This window comes from Janthinobacterium aestuarii (genome assembly GCF_051380835.1).
In the GTDB taxonomy this organism is placed as follows: domain Bacteria; phylum Pseudomonadota; class Gammaproteobacteria; order Burkholderiales; family Burkholderiaceae_D; genus Janthinobacterium; species Janthinobacterium aestuarii.
The window spans coordinates 251,941-271,211 of record NZ_JBNYXU010000004.1 but is presented as its reverse complement, the minus strand read 5'-3'; the positions used below and the strand labels follow the sequence as shown (position 1 = coordinate 271,211).

Annotated in this window: 18 protein-coding genes; 5 read left to right on the top strand and 13 right to left on the bottom strand. The window is 65.1% G+C overall.

The features are described 5' to 3' along the window. The first annotated feature begins 2 nt into the window (after positions 1-2). From ACQ4WO_RS13520 to ACQ4WO_RS13510, 3 genes are all read left to right on the top strand, one after another. Positions 3-1,628, top strand: a complete 1,626-nt coding sequence (locus tag ACQ4WO_RS13520) for an alpha-amylase family glycosyl hydrolase (RefSeq protein WP_436481884.1) — start codon at positions 3-5, stop codon at positions 1,626-1,628. Further along, on the top strand, positions 1,625-2,536 hold the full coding sequence (locus tag ACQ4WO_RS13515) for a carbohydrate kinase family protein (protein WP_436481883.1): 912 nt from the start codon (positions 1,625-1,627) through the stop codon (positions 2,534-2,536). The genes ACQ4WO_RS13520 and ACQ4WO_RS13515 overlap by 4 nt, the downstream gene beginning before the upstream one ends. A 103-nt stretch (positions 2,537-2,639) precedes the next feature. Beyond that, positions 2,640-3,926 (top strand): O-acetylhomoserine aminocarboxypropyltransferase/cysteine synthase family protein, encoded by a 1,287-nt coding sequence (locus ACQ4WO_RS13510; protein WP_436481881.1) that lies wholly within the window; start codon positions 2,640-2,642, stop codon positions 3,924-3,926. On the opposite strand, the gene ACQ4WO_RS13505 is transcribed toward ACQ4WO_RS13510, so the two are convergent. Then, positions 3,923-4,732 carry an SDR family NAD(P)-dependent oxidoreductase gene (locus tag ACQ4WO_RS13505; protein ID WP_436481880.1) on the bottom strand — a complete coding sequence of 270 codons (810 nt, stop codon included), beginning with the start codon at positions 4,730-4,732 and terminating at the stop codon, positions 3,923-3,925. The genes ACQ4WO_RS13510 and ACQ4WO_RS13505 overlap by 4 nt on opposite strands. 164 nt (positions 4,733-4,896) lie before the next feature. On the opposite strand from ACQ4WO_RS13505, the gene ACQ4WO_RS13500 reads away from it, so the two are divergent. Beyond that, positions 4,897-5,454 (top strand): TetR/AcrR family transcriptional regulator, encoded by a 558-nt coding sequence (locus tag ACQ4WO_RS13500; RefSeq protein WP_436481879.1) that lies wholly within the window; start codon positions 4,897-4,899, stop codon positions 5,452-5,454. Between the two features lie 72 nt (positions 5,455-5,526). Here ACQ4WO_RS13500 and ACQ4WO_RS13495 read toward each other — a convergent pair whose 3' ends face one another. From ACQ4WO_RS13495 to ACQ4WO_RS13455, 9 genes are all read right to left on the bottom strand, one after another. Further along, positions 5,527-6,567: an AAA family ATPase gene (locus ACQ4WO_RS13495; protein WP_436481878.1), complete on the bottom strand. Its 1,041-nt coding sequence runs from the start codon at positions 6,565-6,567 to the stop codon at positions 5,527-5,529. Beyond that, positions 6,564-7,943, bottom strand: coding sequence for a phenylacetate--CoA ligase family protein (locus ACQ4WO_RS13490; protein WP_436481877.1), 1,380 nt, complete (start codon positions 7,941-7,943; stop codon positions 6,564-6,566). The genes ACQ4WO_RS13495 and ACQ4WO_RS13490 overlap by 4 nt, the downstream gene beginning before the upstream one ends. Further along, positions 7,940-8,533 carry a hypothetical protein gene (locus tag ACQ4WO_RS13485; protein WP_436481876.1) on the bottom strand — a complete coding sequence of 198 codons (594 nt, stop codon included), beginning with the start codon at positions 8,531-8,533 and terminating at the stop codon, positions 7,940-7,942. Before ACQ4WO_RS13485 ends, ACQ4WO_RS13490 begins: the two co-directional genes overlap by 4 nt. A gap of 86 nt (positions 8,534-8,619) precedes the next feature. Next, on the bottom strand, positions 8,620-10,383 hold the full coding sequence (locus tag ACQ4WO_RS13480; protein WP_436481875.1) for a VWA domain-containing protein: 1,764 nt from the start codon (positions 10,381-10,383) through the stop codon (positions 8,620-8,622). Further along, entirely contained in the window at positions 10,380-11,351 is a 972-nt protein-coding gene (locus tag ACQ4WO_RS13475) for a hypothetical protein (protein ID WP_436481874.1), read from the bottom strand. The genes ACQ4WO_RS13480 and ACQ4WO_RS13475 overlap by 4 nt, the downstream gene beginning before the upstream one ends. Positions 11,352-11,360: 9 nt before the next feature. Further along, complete coding sequence (locus tag ACQ4WO_RS13470; RefSeq protein ID WP_436481873.1) at positions 11,361-11,828, bottom strand: hypothetical protein; 468 nt, start codon at positions 11,826-11,828, stop codon at positions 11,361-11,363. Next, positions 11,825-13,405 carry an AAA family ATPase gene (locus ACQ4WO_RS13465; RefSeq protein WP_046683631.1) on the bottom strand — a complete coding sequence of 527 codons (1,581 nt, stop codon included), beginning with the start codon at positions 13,403-13,405 and terminating at the stop codon, positions 11,825-11,827. Before ACQ4WO_RS13465 ends, ACQ4WO_RS13470 begins: the two co-directional genes overlap by 4 nt. A 74-nt stretch (positions 13,406-13,479) precedes the next feature. After that, on the bottom strand, positions 13,480-14,085 hold the full coding sequence (locus ACQ4WO_RS13460) for a glutathione S-transferase (protein WP_436481872.1): 606 nt from the start codon (positions 14,083-14,085) through the stop codon (positions 13,480-13,482). Then, entirely contained in the window at positions 14,082-14,939 is an 858-nt protein-coding gene (locus ACQ4WO_RS13455; RefSeq protein ID WP_436481871.1) for an alpha/beta fold hydrolase, read from the bottom strand. Before ACQ4WO_RS13455 ends, ACQ4WO_RS13460 begins: the two co-directional genes overlap by 4 nt. 99 nt (positions 14,940-15,038) lie before the next feature. Between ACQ4WO_RS13455 and ACQ4WO_RS13450 the strand changes: the two genes are divergently transcribed. Further along, positions 15,039-15,902, top strand: a complete 864-nt coding sequence (locus tag ACQ4WO_RS13450; protein WP_436481870.1) for a LysR family transcriptional regulator — start codon at positions 15,039-15,041, stop codon at positions 15,900-15,902. Positions 15,903-15,961: 59 nt separating this feature from the next. Here ACQ4WO_RS13450 and ACQ4WO_RS13445 read toward each other — a convergent pair whose 3' ends face one another. The 3 genes from ACQ4WO_RS13445 to ACQ4WO_RS13435 are packed head-to-tail and all read right to left on the bottom strand — an operon-like array spanning position 15,962 to position 19,269. Beyond that, the gene (locus tag ACQ4WO_RS13445) at positions 15,962-17,110 is read right to left on the bottom strand and encodes an ABC transporter permease (RefSeq protein ID WP_436481868.1); all 1,149 of its coding nucleotides are present in this window, start codon (positions 17,108-17,110) and stop codon (positions 15,962-15,964) included. Next, on the bottom strand, positions 17,107-18,288 hold the full coding sequence (locus tag ACQ4WO_RS13440) for an ABC transporter permease (protein ID WP_436481867.1): 1,182 nt from the start codon (positions 18,286-18,288) through the stop codon (positions 17,107-17,109). The genes ACQ4WO_RS13445 and ACQ4WO_RS13440 overlap by 4 nt, the downstream gene beginning before the upstream one ends. Positions 18,289-18,294: 6 nt before the next feature. Further along, positions 18,295-19,269, bottom strand: coding sequence for an HlyD family secretion protein (locus tag ACQ4WO_RS13435; protein ID WP_436481866.1), 975 nt, complete (start codon positions 19,267-19,269; stop codon positions 18,295-18,297). Positions 19,270-19,271: the final 2 nt, after the last annotated feature.

The following is a 19,271-nucleotide window of genomic DNA, read 5'->3' as shown; positions in this document are numbered from 1 at the left end:
CCATGCTGACCGCCCTCGCCGCTTTGCTCGTCAGCCTGCCGGCGCAGGCGGGCAGCTTTGCGGATAATCCCATCGTCTACTTCGCCGTGACGGACCGCTTCGCCAACGGCAATCCCGGCAATGACCACAGTTATGGCCGCACCGCCGACCCGCAAGGCGGCGACGTCGGCAGCTTCCACGGCGGCGACATCGCCGGCATCACGCAGCAGCTGAAGGCCGGCTATTTCAAGGAACTGGGCGTCAACGCCCTGTGGATCACGGCGCCGTACGAACAGATCCATGGCTGGGTGGTGGGCGGCAAGCAGCAATTCCAGCATTACGCCTACCACGGCTACTGGGCGCTCGACTACACGACGATGGACGCCAACATGGGCACGCGCGAGGAATTGCGCGAGATGATCAATACGGCCCATGCGCAAGGCATCCGCGTGCTGTTCGACGTGGTGCTGAACCATCCCGGCTATGCGGATCTGCGCACCCTGGCGCAGTACAAGGTGCCCGTGCTGTGGCCGGGCCATGAAAAGGCCGTGCTGCGCGACTACCACAGCTTCATCGACTACAACAACTTTGAATTCAAGCAATGGTGGGGGCCGGACTGGGTGCGCGCGGGCTTGCCCGGCTACCCGGACGGCGGCAAGGACGATTTCACGATGCAGCTGGCCTACCTGCCCGACTTCCGCACGGAAAGCGGCAAGGCCGTCGGCTTGCCTCCCATCCTGCAACGTAAAAGCGACACACGCGCCGTGGCCCTGCCCGACACCACCGTGCGCGGCTACCTGGTGCACTGGCTGGCCGACTGGGTGCGCGAATTCGGCGTCGACGGTTTCAGGGCCGACACCGTCAAGCACGTGGAGCCGGCCAGCTGGCTGGCCCTGCGCGCGGCGGCCACCGATGCCCTCAAGGATTGGAAGGCGCGCCACCCGCAGCAGAAAATCGACGACGCACCATTCTGGATGACGGGCGAAGCGTGGGGCCATGGCCCCGAGCGCAGCAGCTGGCATGACGCGGGATTCGACTCGATGATCAATTTCGATTTCCAGAATCGCGCAGGCGGCGACTGGAAAAGCATCGACGGCGTATACCGCCAGTACGCGGGCTTGCTGAACAAAGCCTCGGGTCCCCGTTACGACATCCTGTCGTATATCTCGTCGCACGATACCAGTTTGTTCCCGCGCGACCGGCTGAAACATGGCTTGTCCGCCCTGCTGCTGGCGCCGGGCGGCGTGCAGCTGTTCTACGGCGATGAAAGCGCGCGCCAGCCTGGCGCGGCGCCCATCGGCGACGAACAGCAGGCGACGCGGTCAAGCATGAACTGGTCGTCGCTCGATGCGGCCACCCTGGCGCATGCGCGCAAGCTGGGCCAGTTCCGGCTGCGCCACCCTGTCCTGGCGCGCGGCGAACACCGGTTCATCAACGACAAGCCGTATGCGTTCGCCCGCGTGATGGATGGTGACGCTGTCATCGCCGTGCCCGAAGCCCAAGGCGCGCTCGAACTGAAAGTACACGGCGCCTTCGCCGATGGCACACAACTGCGCGACGCCTACACGCATCAAACTTATATCGTCAAGGAGGGTGCCGTCGCCGTGAACGCGGCCGGCACCGTCCTGTTAGAAAAGGCAGCACCATGAGCAGCTATGACATCTTAGTGGTCGGCGGCGCCGGCATCGACACCATCGTGCGCGTCCCCGACCTGCAATTGCCCGTCGCCGATTCGCTGCACGTGCCCCCCATCCGCGACTACGTGGCGCACACGGGCAATGGCGTGGCGCTCGGTTGCCATGCGCTGGGCTTGCGCTGCAAGTTCATCGACTTCATCGGCGACGATGCGCAAGGTGCGGCCATCCTGCAGCGTTACAAGGAAGCCAAACTCGATTTTTCGCACATCGTCGAACCCTCGGGCACGCGGCGCAGCGTCAACCTGGTCGACCCGCAGGGCCGCCGGCTGTCGCTGTACGACGGCCGCCATCCGGAAGACGTGCGCATGCCGGCCGCTTTTTATCTGCCCTACCTGGGACCGGCACGCCACGCGCACTTTTCCATCATGGGCTGGGTGGCCGAGCTGTTTGACGATGCGCAGGTATGCGGCACGACGGTGTCGACCGACCTGCACGACTGGGATGGCGTCAACCCGCACCACAAGGTCTTTGCGCTGCGTGCCGACGTGGTCTTCCTCAGCACGGCGGCACTGGGCGAGCGCCGGGACGACGTCATGCACGCGATTATTTCGGAAGGCCGCGCGCAGGCCGTGATCGCGATGGCGGGCGCGGACGGCGCCCACCTGCTGGAACGCACGAGCGGCGAAGTGCGCCACTATCCGACGGCAGGCTTGACGCTGCCCGTGGTGGACACGAATGGCGCGGGCGACTCGTTCGTGGCGACCTTTTTGCACGCCTGGCTCGGCGACGCGGGCATCGACACCGCCATGCGCCGCGGCGCCATCGGCGGCGCGTTTGCCTGCGCACAGAACGGTACGCATGAACGTTTCATCGGGCTGGCAGAGCTGGATGACTTATATCAAGTCCGCACTAGCTTATGACTTAATATTCTATCAAGCGTAGCAACGCGCCAAGGGGCGCATGGCACAATGGCTGCGAATTTCAAACGCTACACCATCGCAGACCATTCGAACCGGAGACCACATGAGAATCGAAACCCTGGCCGTGCACGCCGGCTACACCCCCGACCCGACCACCAAGGCGGCCGCCGTCCCCATTTACCAGACGGTGGCCTACGCCTTCGACAATGCCCAGCATGGCGCCGACCTGTTCGACCTCAAGGTGGCAGGCAATATCTACACGCGCATCATGAATCCCACGCAGGACGTGCTGGAAAAGCGGGTCGCGGCGCTGGAAGGCGGCGTGGCCGCGCTGGCCGTGGCCTCGGGCATGGCGGCCATCACCTACGCGATCCAGACGATTGCCGAAGCGGGCGACAATTTCATCTCCGCCAGCCAGCTGTATGGCGGCACCTACAACCTGTTTGCCCACACCCTGCCGCAGATCGGCATCGAAGTGCGCTTCGCCGACGCGCGCCAGCCCGAGACATTCGCCGCGCTGATCGATGCGCGCACCAAGGCCATCTTCTGCGAATCGATCGGCAACCCGCTGGGCAATGTGACGGATGTGGCGAAACTGGCCGAAATCGCGCACGCGCACGGCATCCCGCTGATCGTCGATAACACGGTGCCCAGTCCCTATCTGTTCCGCCCCATCGAGCATGGCGCCGACATCGTCGTCCATTCGCTGACCAAATACCTGGGTGGCCACGGCACCACCGTGGGCGGCGCCATCGTCGACAGCGGCAAGTTCCCGTGGGCCGAGCACAAGGAGCGCTTCAGGCGCCTGAACGAGCCGGACGTGTCGTATCACGGCGTCGTCTACACGGAAGCGTTCGGCCCCGCCGCCTTCATCGGCCGCGCCAGGGTCGTCCCGCTGCGCAACATGGGTGCGGCCATTTCGCCGCTCTCCGCCTTCCAGCTGATCCAGGGCATCGAGACCCTGGCCCTGCGCATGGACCGCATCTGCGACAACACCTTGGCACTGGCCAAACACCTGAAGCAGCATCCGAAGGTCGCGTGGGTCAATTACGCGGGCCTGGAAGACCACCCGGACCACGCGCTGGTGAAAAAATACATGCACGGCCGCGCCTCGGGCATCTTGTCCTTCGGCCTGAAACTGGCGGCTGGCGAGGATCCGCGCGCGGCCGGCGCCCGCGTGCTCGACGCGCTGCAGTTGTTTACGCGTCTGGTCAACATCGGCGACGCCAAGTCGCTGGCCACCCACCCGGCGTCCACCACGCACCGCCAGCTCAATCCCGAGGAACTGGCCAAGGCGGGCGTGTCCGAAGACATGCTGCGCCTGTCCGTCGGCATCGAGCATATCGACGACTTGCGCGAAGACCTGGAACAGGCGCTCAACGCCGCTTAAGCGCTGGCTTTGACCCCATAGCGCGATGCCGGCTTGCCGCGCATCGCGCCCGCGAACAGGGCCAGGCGCGCAGCGTCGAACTGCTCCCACAAGGACTGGTCTTCCACGGAAGGCAAGGTCACCAGCTCGCCCTGGTCCAGCCCCGCCAGCGCCGCATCGACGCAGTCTTCCGCGCGCATGATGGTGGCCTGGTCCAGCTGCGCCAGCGGCACGCCGCTCAATTCCCAGATTTCCGTCGCCGTCGACGCGGGCAGCACCAGCTGCACCGTGATGCCCGTGCCGGCCAGTTCCTGCTGCAAGCCCCGCGTGAAATTCATCACATAGCCCTTGGTGGCGCTGTAGATCGTGCTGACGGGCAGGATGTGGAACGACAGCACGGAGCCGATGTTGATGATGGTGCCGCTGTTGCGCTGCTTGAATTGCGGCAGCACGGCGTACGTCAGTTGCGCCAGCGCCGCCACGTTGACCTGGTCCATCGCGGCGATACCCTCGCGCGGCGAGTCCACCACGGCGCCCAGGGTCGAGACACCCGCGTTATTGACCAGCATGGTGATGGCAGGGTTGCTGGCCAGTTCTTCGGCCACGCGCTGCAGGTCGGCCGGTGCGGCCAGGTCGGCCGCCATGGCGCGCACGGCCACGCCATATTTTTCCGCCAGAGAGGCGGCCAGGGTGCCCAGGCGCTCGACCCGGCGCGCCACGAGGATCAAATCGAAGCCGCGCGCGGCCAGGCGGTCCGCATACACGGCGCCCAGGCCCGACGAGGCGCCGGTGATGAGAGCCGTGCCTTGGGTAGTAACTGCATTCATGATCATTCCTTCTTCAGTATGGGGTAGGTTGAGGCCATCAAACATGACAGCCATCATGCTTCAAGACATTAAATATGACGGTCGTCATGTTTAATGTCTTGAAGCATGACGAACATCATGTATGATGTCAACCATTATTTTCACACCGCGATCAGGAGCCTGCCATGCGTTATCCCGCCGAAGAAACCGCTGAAAAGCACCAGCGCATCCTGACGCAGGCGGCGCGGCTGTTCCGTGAAAAAGGTTACGACGGCGTCAGCGTGGGGCAGATCATGCAGGCGACGGGACTCACGCACGGCCCCTTCTACAACCACTTCGCTTCGAAGGAAGCGCTGATGGCGGAAAGCACCCTGCACGGCTCGGAACATTCGCGCGTGGCGCTCGATGCGGCAACGGCCAGCCCGGAAGCCATGCGCCAGTACGTGCGCGATTACGTGAGCGCGGCCCACCGCGACGCACCGGGCGATGGCTGTCTGCTGGCGGCGCTGGCGGGCGATGCGCGCAAGCAGCCGGCCGTGCGTCCTGCCTTCACCTTCCACCTGAAAGCCATCATCGGCAAGCTGGCGGCGCATTTCCCGTGGAAAAAGAAAAACCATGCACGGCAGGACGCCATCGTCATGCTGTCGGCCATGGTGGGCGCCGTGGCGCTGGCGCGCGCCGTCGACGATGACGCGTTTTCCGATGAGATTCTGAAAGCGGTGAACACGGCTTTTACCGCGTAGGTCGGATTAGCGGCGCAGCCGCGTAATCCGACAACATTGTTGACGTATGTGGTGATGTCGGATTACGCTCCGCTAATCCGATCTACGTGCGAGCAACTGGGCGACTTGTCCGACCCTGTCTGCGACCGTGCCTGACACATTGACATAGGCGATCCCCCGGCGCGCCAGTTCGGCCTGATACCACGCGTGCTGGCGCGCACGGAAATCCTCGTCGCGGCGCGTGCCGTCCTGGATGAACGGGAAGTCGGGCGCGCACAGCAGCACCACGTCGTAGCCATGTTCGGCCAGCTGCGCCAGTTCCTGCTCGGCCTTGCCGAACATCTCGACGCAGTAGAAATACGTGGTCATGGGCGAGGTATCGCAAAACAGCCAGCGCCGCGCGGCCAATAGCGCCTGCGCTTCGCGGCGCAGCTGCTCGCGGCCGATCTTGAGCAAATCATCATAGGCCAACACGCCACCCTGGCTTTCCCACAATTCGCGGCCATACTCGGCCACCCAGGCCGTCTCGAAATGCGCCGCCAGCGCTTGCGCCAAGGTGGTCTTGCCGCTCGATTCGCCACCGAGCACGCACACGCGCATGACAAAATCGGCGCGCACGATGGGCGACAGGAAGACGCTGTGCGCATGTGGATCTTGCCGCGCCACGGTGCCGGACACGGGCACCAACTTTCTCGCCTGGTCCACGCTCACGTGCGCCACAGGCCCGCTCGCATAGTGCCGTTCCAGTACCTGCGCAAAGCCGGGGCCATAGCCTTCGCTGGTAAAGACGGCATCGACGGGCCGCTCCAGCACCGTCCAGCACAGCCAGCCCATGAAGTGGCGATGCAGCTCGCCATCGTCGTCGTTGTGCGGCAAGGTCCGCGCCGGCACGCCGCGCGCGGCGCACAGGACGGCCAGGCGCGCATCGTCCAGCACGACGATGTGCGCCTGCGGGAACTGCGCCCGCAGCCAGCCTTCCCGGCGCGCCGGCTCGCAGCCGGGAAATTCGGGCTTGGTGTAGCTGACCACCAGCAGTTCTTCGCTGGCGTCTTGCGCACGATGGATCAATAGTTCATGGCCCTGGTGCAGCGGGCAAAATTTGCCGACCACGAGGCCGCGCTTGTAAAAGTTCATGCTGCCGCTTCCTGCAAATCCGAGGTGTATTGAATGATCTTGTCTTCCGCCAGCAAAGTCTCGACCGTGATGGCGCCGAAAAAAGGCGCGAGCAAGGCGCGCGCCCGGTCAGCCTGCGGCATGGCGCCCGGCGCCAGGCGCAGCGCGATGGCGCCGTCGCCATGCTGGTGCACGCCGAACAGGGCGATGGCCAGCGGTTTCAGGGCGTGCGTGATGTCGATATTATTGATCCACTCGCCGTTGAGCGTGCGATAGCGCAAAGGGCTGCGTCCCGCCAGCCCCACCAGCACGGGACCGTGCGGGCCGTGCGCCAGCGAAGCGTAGTCGCCCGTGCGGTAGCGCACGAGGGGCAGGCAGAAATTGAAGCCGCCCGTCACCGTGATTTCACCGCGCGCGCCCTCGGGCACGGGCTGGCCCGCGCCATCGAGGATTTCCACGTACAGCCGGTGCTGCAGCAGTACGTGGCCGCCCGCCTGTTCATCGTAGACGGCGACGGGCCCCACTTCATTGAGCGAATAGATGTCGAGCACGGGGCAGCCGAAACGCGCCTCCAGGCGCGCGCGCATGCCGGGCAACAGCATCATCGACACGGACATCAGCGCGGCCGGCTTGTGCGTCATGGGCAGGGTCAGCAGTTCGGCAAACGAGATGGGGTCGCCCGCGATCAGCTCCGGCGCCATGGCATCGAGGTAGCGCGCGCGGTCGTCCGGGTCGCGCCAGTCGTCCACGTGCAGGTTGATCTTCGCCAGGCCCGATTCGTTCATGGTGGGCGTGACGGAAACATAAGTGAAGCAGCGGCGCTGGTGCCCCAGCAGCATCACGCCCACCTGCCCCGCGCCATGGCGCAGGGTCACGCCGAAACGGCGCAGCGCGCGCTTGTGGAAGGCCAGATAGCGCCCCGCCACCAGCGGGTGCGAGGCGATCAGCAGCGGGTGGCCCGTGGTGCCCGTCGTCTGGAAGTTGATCATCCGCGCCAGGTCCGCATCGTCGGGCACGAAGGCGGCGATGTCGTGCGCCAGCTCGGCGCGGCTGATGGGCGCCACGTCCGCAAGGCGCGCGGGCGGCGAGCCGCAGGCGCGGTAATGCGGCACCGTGGCGTAGACCGTCCTGAGAAAACCGGCCAGCCAGGGTGGCGGCGCATCGGCGCTCCAAGCGACTACCGCGTCCATGACTTCCTGCTCATAGGCGCGCAGTGATTCGACCTCCGCTGCCAGCAGCTTGTTGCCGCTGCGGTTGCGGTACTGGGGCGCGCTAGGATGGCTGCGCATATGCGCGAGCATGCGCGCGCCCGCTGGCGTCAGGGTGGGACAGTAGTCGCGGTCCGATTTCCAGGCACCGCCAGGCAGATTGACGTCAGGTTTGCCAGCGAGCGTCATTCGCGCGACCACTTGTCGGCCGATTCCTCGGCCGCCTTCTTCGCCAGCGCTTCGCGGATTTCCCGCGCGCGCTGCTCGGCCAGCCGGCTCGCTTCGAGCAGGCGGCGGCGCTCCGTGCCGCTGATGGCGGACAATCTGTCCGTCGCCTGCGCCACGCTTTCGTCGCGCGGTCGAAAGCCCAGGCGCGCCAGCACGATGCGCGCCAGTTCCTCGCGCCGCTCGGGGTCTTGCGTGAACTGGTGGGCCGGCGTGGCGGCGGCCAGTTCGCGCGCCGCCTCGCCCAGCACCTGCAGCAAGGCCGGCTGCGGCAACTGCTGCCCGGTGAACCAGTCGTCGGCCAGCAGCCAGCACACGATCATGGCCAGCGCCAGCCGGTTGCGGTCCGCCTTCACTTGCGCGCCGATAAATCCCTGCAGGGACGCGGCCGGCGCACGCGCGCCATGCAGCAGCAAAATGTCGTTGACCAGCGCGGCAACGGCCACGGCCTGCGCATTGGCGACGCCGGTAATGCGGGGCTCGGCAAGGAATTCGACGGGCGTGTCGGCCAGGCGGTGGGTCAGGGTTTCGAGGTGGGGACCGATTTGCATCATGATGTCGTTACCTCAACCCAACGGCAAATGCCGGGGTCAGACCCGCCGGGTCTGACCCCGGCATTTTGCTGCGCATATTCATCTTATTAGCTCTTCACATAATGCCTGCGGCTGAACGCCCGCGCAAAGTCCAGCAAGTCCTCGTAGCGCTCGACGGCGTGGATGTCCCAGCCCTGCTCGCGGCGCGCGCGCTTTAAATCGTCATAGGTTTTCTGCAGCCACTTGTTGGCCGCCGCGCCCTCCCAGTCGCGCTCCAGGTTCAGGGCCATGGTGCCGCCCGCGCCGCCCTGGGCCAGCGCTTTCGCCGAGATATCCCAGCCGCTGTTACCCAGTTCATCGTTGTCGAACATGGTGGTGATGCCGTCGTCGGAAATCATCAGAATGTGCGCGGGGCGTTCACGCTTGGCCGCATAGGTCTGGCGCAGGCGGTGGATGGGGAAACAGGTGCCGCCGCCGAAAAATTCCGTCAGCACGCCGAGGATCAAGTCTTCATCGCGCACGAAACCGGGCGTTTGCATCACTTCGTTCTTGCCGCTCCACAGGGTCACCTGTACCTTCGCGCCGGCGCGCAAGGCCGATAGCGCGATGACTGCGCCTGCCAGCGTCAGGAACGAAGTGTGCGCCTGCGGGTTCGGCATGGAACCGGAACTGTCCACGTACATATCGAGGTCGACGGGCACGGCGTCGATGGCGCGCGCCGGTTCGCGGCCATACACGCGGCGCACGGTGGTCACGCCCGGCACGGGGCGCGGCGATTGCATCACGGATTGCAGCCAGTCGATGTCTTCGAGCGGGTCGCCGATTTCCCATGGTTCCAGCCCTTCCATCTGCGGCTCCTGCGATTCGGGCGCGGGGCGGCTGGGGAACGCCACCAGGTGCGGCAAGGCCCTCTCGCGGTAGTAGCGGATGGCGATTTCATGGTCGCTCAGGTTCACGCCCGACGCCTTTAGAATATCACCCAGCTCGAACGGTTCGCGCAGCTGGCCGCCACCCTGCCTGACCTTCGCCTCGGCAGGTGCTTCGTCCCCGTCGAGGCCCGAGATGCGCTTGTCGTGCACGGGATGGATGGCGCCGTCCGCCTCGTCATCCTCGATCTGCTGCGCGCCATAGGTCTGGCAGCCACGGGCCGCATCGCGCGTGTCGAGCAGATAGCGGCTCGGGCTCAATGCATCCGTATCCTCGACCAAGTAAGGCAGCAGCAAGGTGGCGAAGCGGCCCGCCGCCAGCATCCAGTCGTTCGCGTAGACGCGGATCAGGCGCGCGCCGAGCCAGGCATCCGTGTCCAGCCGTTCGTCAGCATGGCCGCCGCCCAGCTCTCCCTTTTCCAGCTGCCACAGATTTTCATAGATGCGCATGTACAGGGTCCATACGCCGCCGCTGGCCTTGGCGTCCACAGAGCGTCCCTGCTCCAGCTTGCGGTAGATATCGGCCATGCGCAGATTCGCCTGGCGTTGCAAACGGTCGTTGATGAACAGGTCCGTGTACAGATTGGCCACCATGGGCGCGTGCTGCTCCAGGGTCGGCAAGGCGCGGCGCATGCGCGCCAGCAGGCGGAACTGGTCACTGGCGCTGCCCGGCGCGAGGATGTGGTGGCCGATTTCATGGGCGAGCACTTCCAGCGCATAGCCGTCCAGGCCCAGCTCCGTCACCAGCGGCAAGTCCACCACGACGCTCTGGTCCAGCAGCCGGATCATGGCGAAACTGCCGGACAAGCCCTGCTTGCTGGCCTCGACGCGGCTGGCGCACAGGCTGGGGTCGCGCAAGCGGGTGAATTTGCTCCACACGGCCAGGGCCTCGGGCCAGGCGGCGCGCCACATGTCGATCAGCGCGGTATCGGCGGCCGTCTTCATGCGAGCGGCAGCAGGCGGATCGCATGCGTCCAAGGTGAAGTAATGGCCAGCGTGTGCGCATTCGCGGCAAGCGCGATGTCACCGGCCGGCAGGTCGAGCGCGATACTGCGCGCGCCGACGTGCACGGTCGCCCCATCGAGGCGCACGGACGATGGCATGCCGGTAGTGGCCTGCTCAAACTCCTGCGCCGTGGCGCTGTGCAGCACGGCGCCATGGGCGTCGGCCACCAGCAGGTAGTGGCGCCCGGCGCTGCGCACGACAAAGCCGTCCGCCGTCGCGCGCACTTGCGGCGGCGTGCCGAAGTCGCCACCGAGGCCGCTGAAGCTGCCGAACTCCCTGCCCTCGGCATTGCCGCGCCAGGGATAGTCCAGCAACTGCGCCCGCACCTGCGGCCATTGCGCACCCGGCTCGTCAAACGCGGCCAGCGCCAGCGCCGGTGGCAAGGTGTCGGCGGCGGCCAGCGCGCCCTGGCGGAAATGCGCAACGCCAGCGCGCCAGGCCAGCACCTGGCCCACGGCGCGCAGCTGCGCGACGCTGCCCACTTGCGGCGCCACGGCAGCCATCCCGGCCTGCCACTGCGCGGGCCGCGCGCCCGCCACAGAGGCGATGTGGATGGCGGCGTTACTGAGCATGCCCAATACATCCACGGGCGCGGTGACCAGCAGCGGAGCAAGCAGCGGCGCCAGTTCGCGCCACACGGTATTCAAGAAGGTATTTTTCGCGGCCGGGCCGGCCAGGCCATGGCCCACCAGTTCCAGGGCCATGTCGTAGGCGGCCAGGGTGACGCCGCCCACGCGCTCGGGTGCGGTAGCGGCCACGGCCAGCACCAGCGGATCGACGCCGTCGTGCAAGAAGGCGCCGAAGGCGGCCATGTCGAGCGAGGGGAAACGCCGGCGCGCTTCCGCCACGCGCGCATTGAACTGGGCGCGGCCGCTGGCAAGTATCGAGGCAAAAGCAGGAGAAATCATCGCGGCCCGTCAGTCGCTATGCGAAAAGTGCAGCAGATAGCGTTCGCCATCGCGCTCGAACGCGATCTCGTCCCAGTGGATTGCGTACCACATTGGTGGCGTCATCGTCACGGCGTGCCGGGAAAATCCACCGAGCGCGTCGTCGAGCGACTCGAGGAAGGCGGCCGCCAGCAACGCGCGGAAGCGCCCAGGTGGCGCCGCCTGCATGTGCCGCGACGAGAAAAACCAGCGCTGGCACACTTGTTCCAATTCCGCGCGCCCGCACGGCGCGACCTTGATGTGCCACAGGGCGGCCGGCAAATCGCGCGCGGGGGCGATGACGTGCAAGGCGTAATCTTCCACGCGCAAGCCCAGCGCCGTGGAGAGATCGGGCGCATCGGGCAGGCGCTGCAACTCGTAGCTCGCGCACAGGTCACTGGCTTCGCCATTGAGCAGGGCCAGCGCTTCCAGGAAGCCTTGACAACGCAGGACGCTCATTGCGAACGCAGCCAGCTGCGGTAGTTGGTATAGCGCTGGTGCAGGTACTTGAGTTTCAACAAGTCGTCGTACAGGGGACCGTATAGTTTTCTCCCTTTCGTGCGTTCGGCGATCAGCTTTTCGATGCGGTTCAAACGCGCCAGGGTTTCGCGTTCGCTGACGCCGTCGAGGCCCAGATCGAATTCGGCCGACAGCACGCCGACAGGATCGTCGCGGTCCAGGTCCAGGCGGTTGAATTCATCGTTGGACAGATCGAACAGGCGGCGCAGCCAGCCCAGCCTGTCGCTGCGGTAGGCGGCGTTTTCCGGCAGCGCGAAAAATGGCGCGTCCGGGTCCGGCTGCAGCTTGTTATGCAGGACGAATGGCAGCACCTGGCGCAAGTCTTCCAGCTCCACCTCGCCATTGCCGCGGAAGTAAGCCATGGCCTTGGCGTAGATCATGAGCGCCATCAGGGTGCGCACGGAGATGCCGTTCAGGGTCTGGCAACCGAGGTCCTTCAGGCGGTCGCGCCCATTGTCGGCCGCCTGCGCCTGCCCCCGGTCAGCGCCGGCCAGGCGGGCCGTGTCCTTGGTCATGTATTCGAACTGGCCGCCGGCCGTCTCGAACAGCTCGAACTGACTGGCGAAGAATTCCAGGCGCCGGCGCACGGCGTCGGGTATGCCCACCTGGCGAATCGCTTCCCCGATCTGGTCCACTTCGCCTTCCGTGAAGATGATATCGGGCGGCACCAGCTCTTCGGGGCGCACGTTTTCTTCCACGCGCAGCAGAAGTTCATTTAAAAAGCGCGGATTGAAGGCCAGCGCCTGCACCGTCACGTCGACCCGGTCGCGCAGCGCCTCGATCACCTGGTAGGTGCCGCCGCCCTGGTCGTCGTTGGCCGTCAGATACCAGGCAGCCTCCGGACATTCGTAAATATGGTTCAGCACTTCCGCATAATTGTCGCCCATGACGGTGAGCAGCGCGCTTTGCGTGCGCGTGGGGATGCGGTTGTATTCATCGACGATTTTCACGCGCATGCCCAGCCAGGCGCGCCAGGCGATGCGGATATCGTCCATGCTTTGCGCGTTGACCAGATCGGCCGGCAGCGGATTGCCGAGCAAGTCGGCCACCGTCATCTGCGGGTGGCCATGCTGCATGGCGCGTTTGACTTCCTTGACGGTGGAGCCGGCCAGCACGCCCATCAGCAGGGCGCTGGCCGTCTTGCCCCGTCCAGGCCCGCCGACGAACAGGCATTTGCGGCGCGTGGCGAACGTCAGCAGCGGCAGCAGGATAAAACTCGAATAGCTTTGCGCCGACGGCAGATTCAGTGTACGGCGGCTGTCGCCCACGGAATACGTCTGCGACGGGCCGTCGTTGTACTCGATATCGTAATGGGGACTGATGATGGCGTGGTTGACGATCCAGAAGTAGGCCTGACGCAGCTTTTCATCGAAAGGCCGCGCCTGCGCCTCGCCTTCCGCTCCCAGCGCGATGGGCCCCTGGTACAGGTCGGCCACGTCGAACTGCCGCGCAACGGGCGCGGACTTGGGTTTGGTGGGGGCCTGGGACAGGCGCTGGAACAGATTAAAAGACGGCATGGCAATACTCTTCCGTTAAGGAAATGAAATTATTGCACAAGCCGCCTGCAAGCACCGGTTCGGATGAAAGCAGATTATCCCGCCATCGGCGTAGCCAGAAACACCGGCTGCCGCTCGGCCAGCGCCGTCAGCGCGGCCACGGCCGGATAGTCGCCGGCCGCCATCACGTCGGGCACCATCTGCTGAGCAAAACTCCAGGCCACCGCAATGGTGATGCCGGCCATACTCAGGCAGTCTGGCGCCTCTTCGCGCAGCGACGCTTCCAGCTGCCGCCAGGCCCCATGCAACTGCAGCTGGACGCGGTCCAGCCAGGGCTGGTGCTGCTTTTCCTGCGGGCGCAAGCGCCGCTCATAGACGATCTGCACGGCTTTGTCGCAGGCCGCCAAAGCATAGCTGGTCTGGCACAGCGCGCGCAGGCGTGCAGGCTCCGGCTCCGGCCTGATGCGGGGAGCATGCGCGGCCAGTTCTTCCAGATATGCGAGGATCAGGGTCGAGTCCATCAGCACCTGGCCGTCGCCAGTGACCAGGGTCGGCACTTTGACGGCAGGATTGATCGCTTGTACCCGGTCGAAATCGGAAAACACCGACAAGGGCCGGTGTTCATGTTCCAGGCCCAGCACTTTCATGCCAATGGCAACGCGCCTGACGTAAGGCGAATCGAGCATTCCGATCAATATCATGGTCCCCTCCTCTCCATCCGATGAATAAACGCGATCACTTGTGCCGCGACGGCCGCTGGCGCATCTTCCATCAGGAAGTGCCCCGCCTCGTCAAACAGATGCAAGGTGGCGCCGGGAATATCGCGCTGCAGGCGATGGCCATAAGCGACCGGCTGCCACTCGTCCTGCCGGCCCCATAATATCTGTACCGGCAAGGTCAACTGCGGCAGTTTTTCGGTAAAGTCCATCGTATGGCAGGCGTTATAGTGCGCCACCTGATGCTGGTAAAACGAGGGCTGGCCCACCACGCCGCACAGCGGCTCCAGGTAACACCGCAGAAGCTCGCCCTGCATCCTGTCCTTGTGAAAAACGGCCATGCCCAGCTGGCGCGCCATCGTGGCGCGATGCTCGCTGGCCGGCATCAAAGCACATCGGGCGAAGTCGTCTCGCAGATGCTTCCAGGTGGGCGATGGCCAGGAATCGTAGCTGGGCGCGTCGGCGACGCTCAAGCTGCGCAGGCGCGCCGCGTGGTCGAACGCCAGGCGCAGCGCAATGGCTCCGCCGATATCGTGGCCAAACAAATGGGTGGTCGGCAGTTGCCAGTGATCGAGCAAGGCCACCAGCAAGGTCACCTGCGACGCTACCGAGGTATCGGCCTCGACGGGCCGCTCGGATCGTCCGAAGCCCAGCAAGTCATACAGGTGTACCTGGAAACCGGCATCGACGAACAGCGGCACCAGTTCGCGCCAGATAATGCTGTGCGCCGGCGTGCCATGCACCAGCACCAGCGGCGTGCCTGCGCCATGGATGCCGGTGGCGATACGCTGGCCGTGGATCAGGGCGTGGCCATTCAACAGCGGTTCTTGACTCGTCATCAGATGTCCTTTTGTTTGCAGAATCTACAGGCTAAGGCTAGACTGAACATGACACCAGTGACATTCTTTTAACCTTCAATCCAACTTTTGTCATAACCCATGAATTTGCGTCTATCCGTCGACGCCCTGCGTGTGTTCAGGGCAGTGGTACAAACCGGCAGCATGAGCCAGGCCGCCAGCCTGCTTCATCTGAGCCAGTCGGCCGTGAGCTGGAAAATCAAACGGCTGGAGCAGCAGCTCGATTGCCAGCTGCTGGCGCGCAGCGGCGGGCTGTTTGGCACGACCGACCAGGGAGCCGTGCTGCTGCGGCATGCGTTCAACATACTCGACGCTCACGATGACGCCGTCGCCCATTTTTCGCCATCGGCGATACAAGGCCGGCTGCGCATCGGCGTGACGGAGCAGATTTCATTGGCGGACGTGTGCGCGGTGCTGTCGCAGTTCTCGCATCATCACCCCAAGGTCGATGTGCAGCTGGTGGTGGAGCAAAGCCAGGTATTGCGCGAACGCTTTGCCGACGGCGTGCTCGAGGTGATTTTGCACCAGGATTTTGCCGGCAAGGCGGCGCCGGGCGACACGCTGTTATGGACAGAAACGCTGCATTGGTGCGCTGCCTCGGCAGAGCAGACCTTGCCGGGAGAAACCGTCAAACTGATCACCTACGGGCCGCACTGCTTTTACCGCCGTCTGGCCGAGGAAAAGCTGGGTCAGGCCGGCATGGCCTGGAGCGTGGGCCTGGAATGCCCATCGGTGGCGGGCATGCTGACCGCCGTTGCCGCCGGCCTGGGCATGGCGGTGGTCAATGAACGCAACCTGGGCCAGGGCGTGCACCGGCACGCGGTACTGGAACGGCTGGCACCGCTGCCCCGCGTCGCCAGCCTGCTGCGGGCCAATGACAACCTGCCCGACCCGGTGCGTGACGGTTTTTGCCAGCTGCTGCTGGCGGCATTGCAGAAAGCATGATGGATCCCGTCGCTAACGATGCGGCAGTTGGGGTTCCAGCTCTTTCCCTGGTTTCATGCTCATCCTTGCTGGATGACAGACACTGGCGCCTCGGCGCGCCAGCGCCACCAGCCCAGCGCCACGCACGCTACCAGCAAGGCCAGCAAGCCCGCCACTTCATGGCGGATTTCATACAGCGAGGCGCTCATCTGATTGAGCGCGACAAAGCCCTGGATGCCGGCCGTCGATGGCAGCAGCCAGCGCAGCCATTGCAGCACGACGGGCATGGACGACACGGGCCAGGTCAGCCCCGCGAGGAACAGCACGGGCATCGACGTGGCGATCATCAGCTGCGTGCCCCGTTCGCGCGTGCGGAACAGCATGCCCAGCAGCATGCCGAAGGCCGCTTCCGCCAGCGAGAACAGCACCAGCAGCAAGAGCATGCCGCCGAAGTTGCCGCCACGGGGGTAATCCTGGAACCAGAAGACGAAGCCGAAGAAATAGCAGCAGTTCAAAAAGGCCACGCAGGAAAACGCCAGCAGCATGCCCGCATAACCGCCCACCGTGCGCTTGCCGGCCACGGGGAAACTCTTGCGCTGGTACCAGGTGCCGAACAGCATGGTCATGCCGATCAGCAAGGTCTGCTGCACGATCAAGGTCGCCACGCCCGGCACGACATAGGCGCCATAGCCTTCCTTGACGTTAAACAGGGGCACGGCGTCAAAGGCGATGGGCGAGCGCTGCGCATTGGCCTGGATGCCCGATGGCGTACCCGCCCCCAGACGTTTCAATTCGATACCGGCCGACACGGTCCCCACCACTTCGGCCAAGCCGTTCAAGGCCACCTTGTTGAGCATCAGATACAAGCCGTTGCCCGCCACCTGCGCGTGGGCGGCGCGGCCGGCCAGCACGTCCGCCTGCAAGCCGTCGGGAATGATCAGCACGCCCATGACCTCATCACGCCACAATAAATCTTGCGCGACAGGCAAGTCCGGCGTGACGGCGATCACCTGCAGCGAGGGATGGGCCATGGCGAAGCGCGTCAGCTGGCGCGACATGGCGCTGCGGTCCTGGTCGACGACAGCCACGGGCACGCGCTGGACGATTTCCGTCGAGTACGGCAAAGGATAGAAGAAGGAATAGATGATGCCGCCGATGAACAGCAAGGTCAGCGCGCCCTTGTCCGTCAGCATGGCGCGCCAGGTGGCGATAAACGCAGACCACATCATGTGCGCCCCCAGGCGGCAGGCGCATTCGCGCGGCGCGCCAGCAGGAACACGCCCACGGCGCCGCAGCCGATGGCGATACCGGCCAATATCAGCATTTCCTGTACGCCATAACGCCATGGTGCGCCAGCCAGCCAGTACTTCGTTTGCAGCTGCAGATAATGCGTGAGCGGCAAGGCTTCCGCCCAGGCGCGGGCTGGCGCCGGCATGGCCATCAAGGGAAAGGCCTGGCCCGCAAACGCGAAGGCCGGCGCCGTGATGAAGGCCGCGCCCGACAGCGCCAGACGCAGGGACAAGGTGGCGGCGATCAGCAAGGTGGCCAGGCCGCAATAGGCCAGCACCAGCAGCAGCATGCTCAGTAGTAACGCCGGCAAGCTGCCCGCCACGGCCCAGCCCCGCGCCAGGCTGAAGAACAGCAAGTACAGCAGCGCCAGCGCGCAGTAGGCGATGAGGGGAAACAGCAGCTTGGCGCCGATGGCGCGCAGCCAGCTGCCATGGGCTGAAGCCAGCCATTGCGGCACCGTGCCGTCGCGCAACTCGCGTCCGATGCTCGTGACGATGGCGACGACGATGAAAATCTGCAGCATGGCCGGCATCAGGGCCAGGGTCAGGAAAGCTTCATAGCTGATGTTCTCGTTGTATAAACTGTTCAAGGTCGTGCGGATCGGTTCGAACTGGGCGGCAGCCTGCACGCCCGACATGCCTTTTTTCGCGCGCGCCGTCATCTCGATGCCGGCCGACAAGGTCGTGCTGACCGTGCGCACGTCGCGCAGCAAGGCACCCGCGTGCGAGGAAAACTGCGCGTTGTACAGCCATTGCACGGTGGCTTGGCGGCCACCCAGCAGTTTTTGCTCGAAATCGTCGGGAATCAGCAGATAGCCGAACGCCGTGCGTTCGCGCAGCCGGTGCAGCGCTTCGTCGCTGGACACCACTTTCGCCGCCACCTGGACACCGGGCGAGGCGTCGAGCCAGCGCGTGAGCTGGCGCGACAAGGTGGAGTTATCGTTGTCGATGACGACGATGGGCAAGTCGCGCGCGATGCCGGCGGAAAACACCAGCCACAGCATGCCGCACAGCACGACCGGAATCCAGCTGAGCATGCCAAAGTCCCAGAAGTCGCCGCGCAAGCGCCGCCACTCGCGTGCCAGCGCCGAAACCGGCTCTTTATCCGCTTCGTTCATCTAGTATCAGAGCGGTGGAAACACGACCGACATGCCCGGACGCAAGCCCTCGACCTTGATGGCGGGACGCAAGTGGATTTCAAACGTGCGCAAATCCGTGCCGCCCGGACGGGCCGCGCGCCACGTGGCGAAGTCCGGCAGCACGGCCACGGAGCTGACCTTGAAGCTAACCTGCTGTTTCAAGGCCGGCACATTCGCCGTATGCGTGCTTCCCATGGCAAACGCGGCCATTTCATCTTCACGCACTTGCAGCACGGCCCAGGCGTCGTCGAGGTTCACGAGCGTGATCACGGGGAAACCTTGCGGCGCCAGTTCGCCCGGCTGTATCTGGATCTTGCTGACCTGCCCGGCCACGGGCGCGGCGATCTTCGTTTCGGCCAGGGCGATCTGCGCTTCCGTCAGCACGGCGCCCACCTGGCGCGCCTGGGCGGCGGCGGCCGTCTTGTCTTCGGGACGGGCGCCCTTTTGCGCCATGTCATATTGCGCGCGGGCAGCCTGCGCCAGCTGGTCGGCGGCGCGCCATTGCGCTTGCGCCTCGTCGCGTTTCTGCTGGGCGATCACGCCTTGCTCGAACATATTGTTGACGCGGGTATACGTGGTCTTGGCGATGGTGGCCCCCGTCCGGGCCCGCTCCCAGTTGGCTTTCGCCGCCGCGACTTCTTCCGGACGCGCACCGGCTTGCGCCTTTTGCGCCACGGCCTCGGCCGCCTGTGTGGCGGCAGTGGCCTGCGCGATCTTCGCATCCACTTCCGGACTCGTCAGCTGGAACAGCAGCTCACCTTTCGGCACCGTCTGACCCAGCTTGACGTACAGCTCGCCCACCCGGCCCGGCACTTTCGACGAGACATTGACTTCCTGCGCATCCATCTGTCCCTGCAAAGGCAGGCGCTGCGGCTGGAAGGCCTGGTACAAACCCCAGCCGACGAAGGCCAGAACGATGACGGCGGCGCCGATGGCCAATGGTTTTTTGGAGGTACTCATTA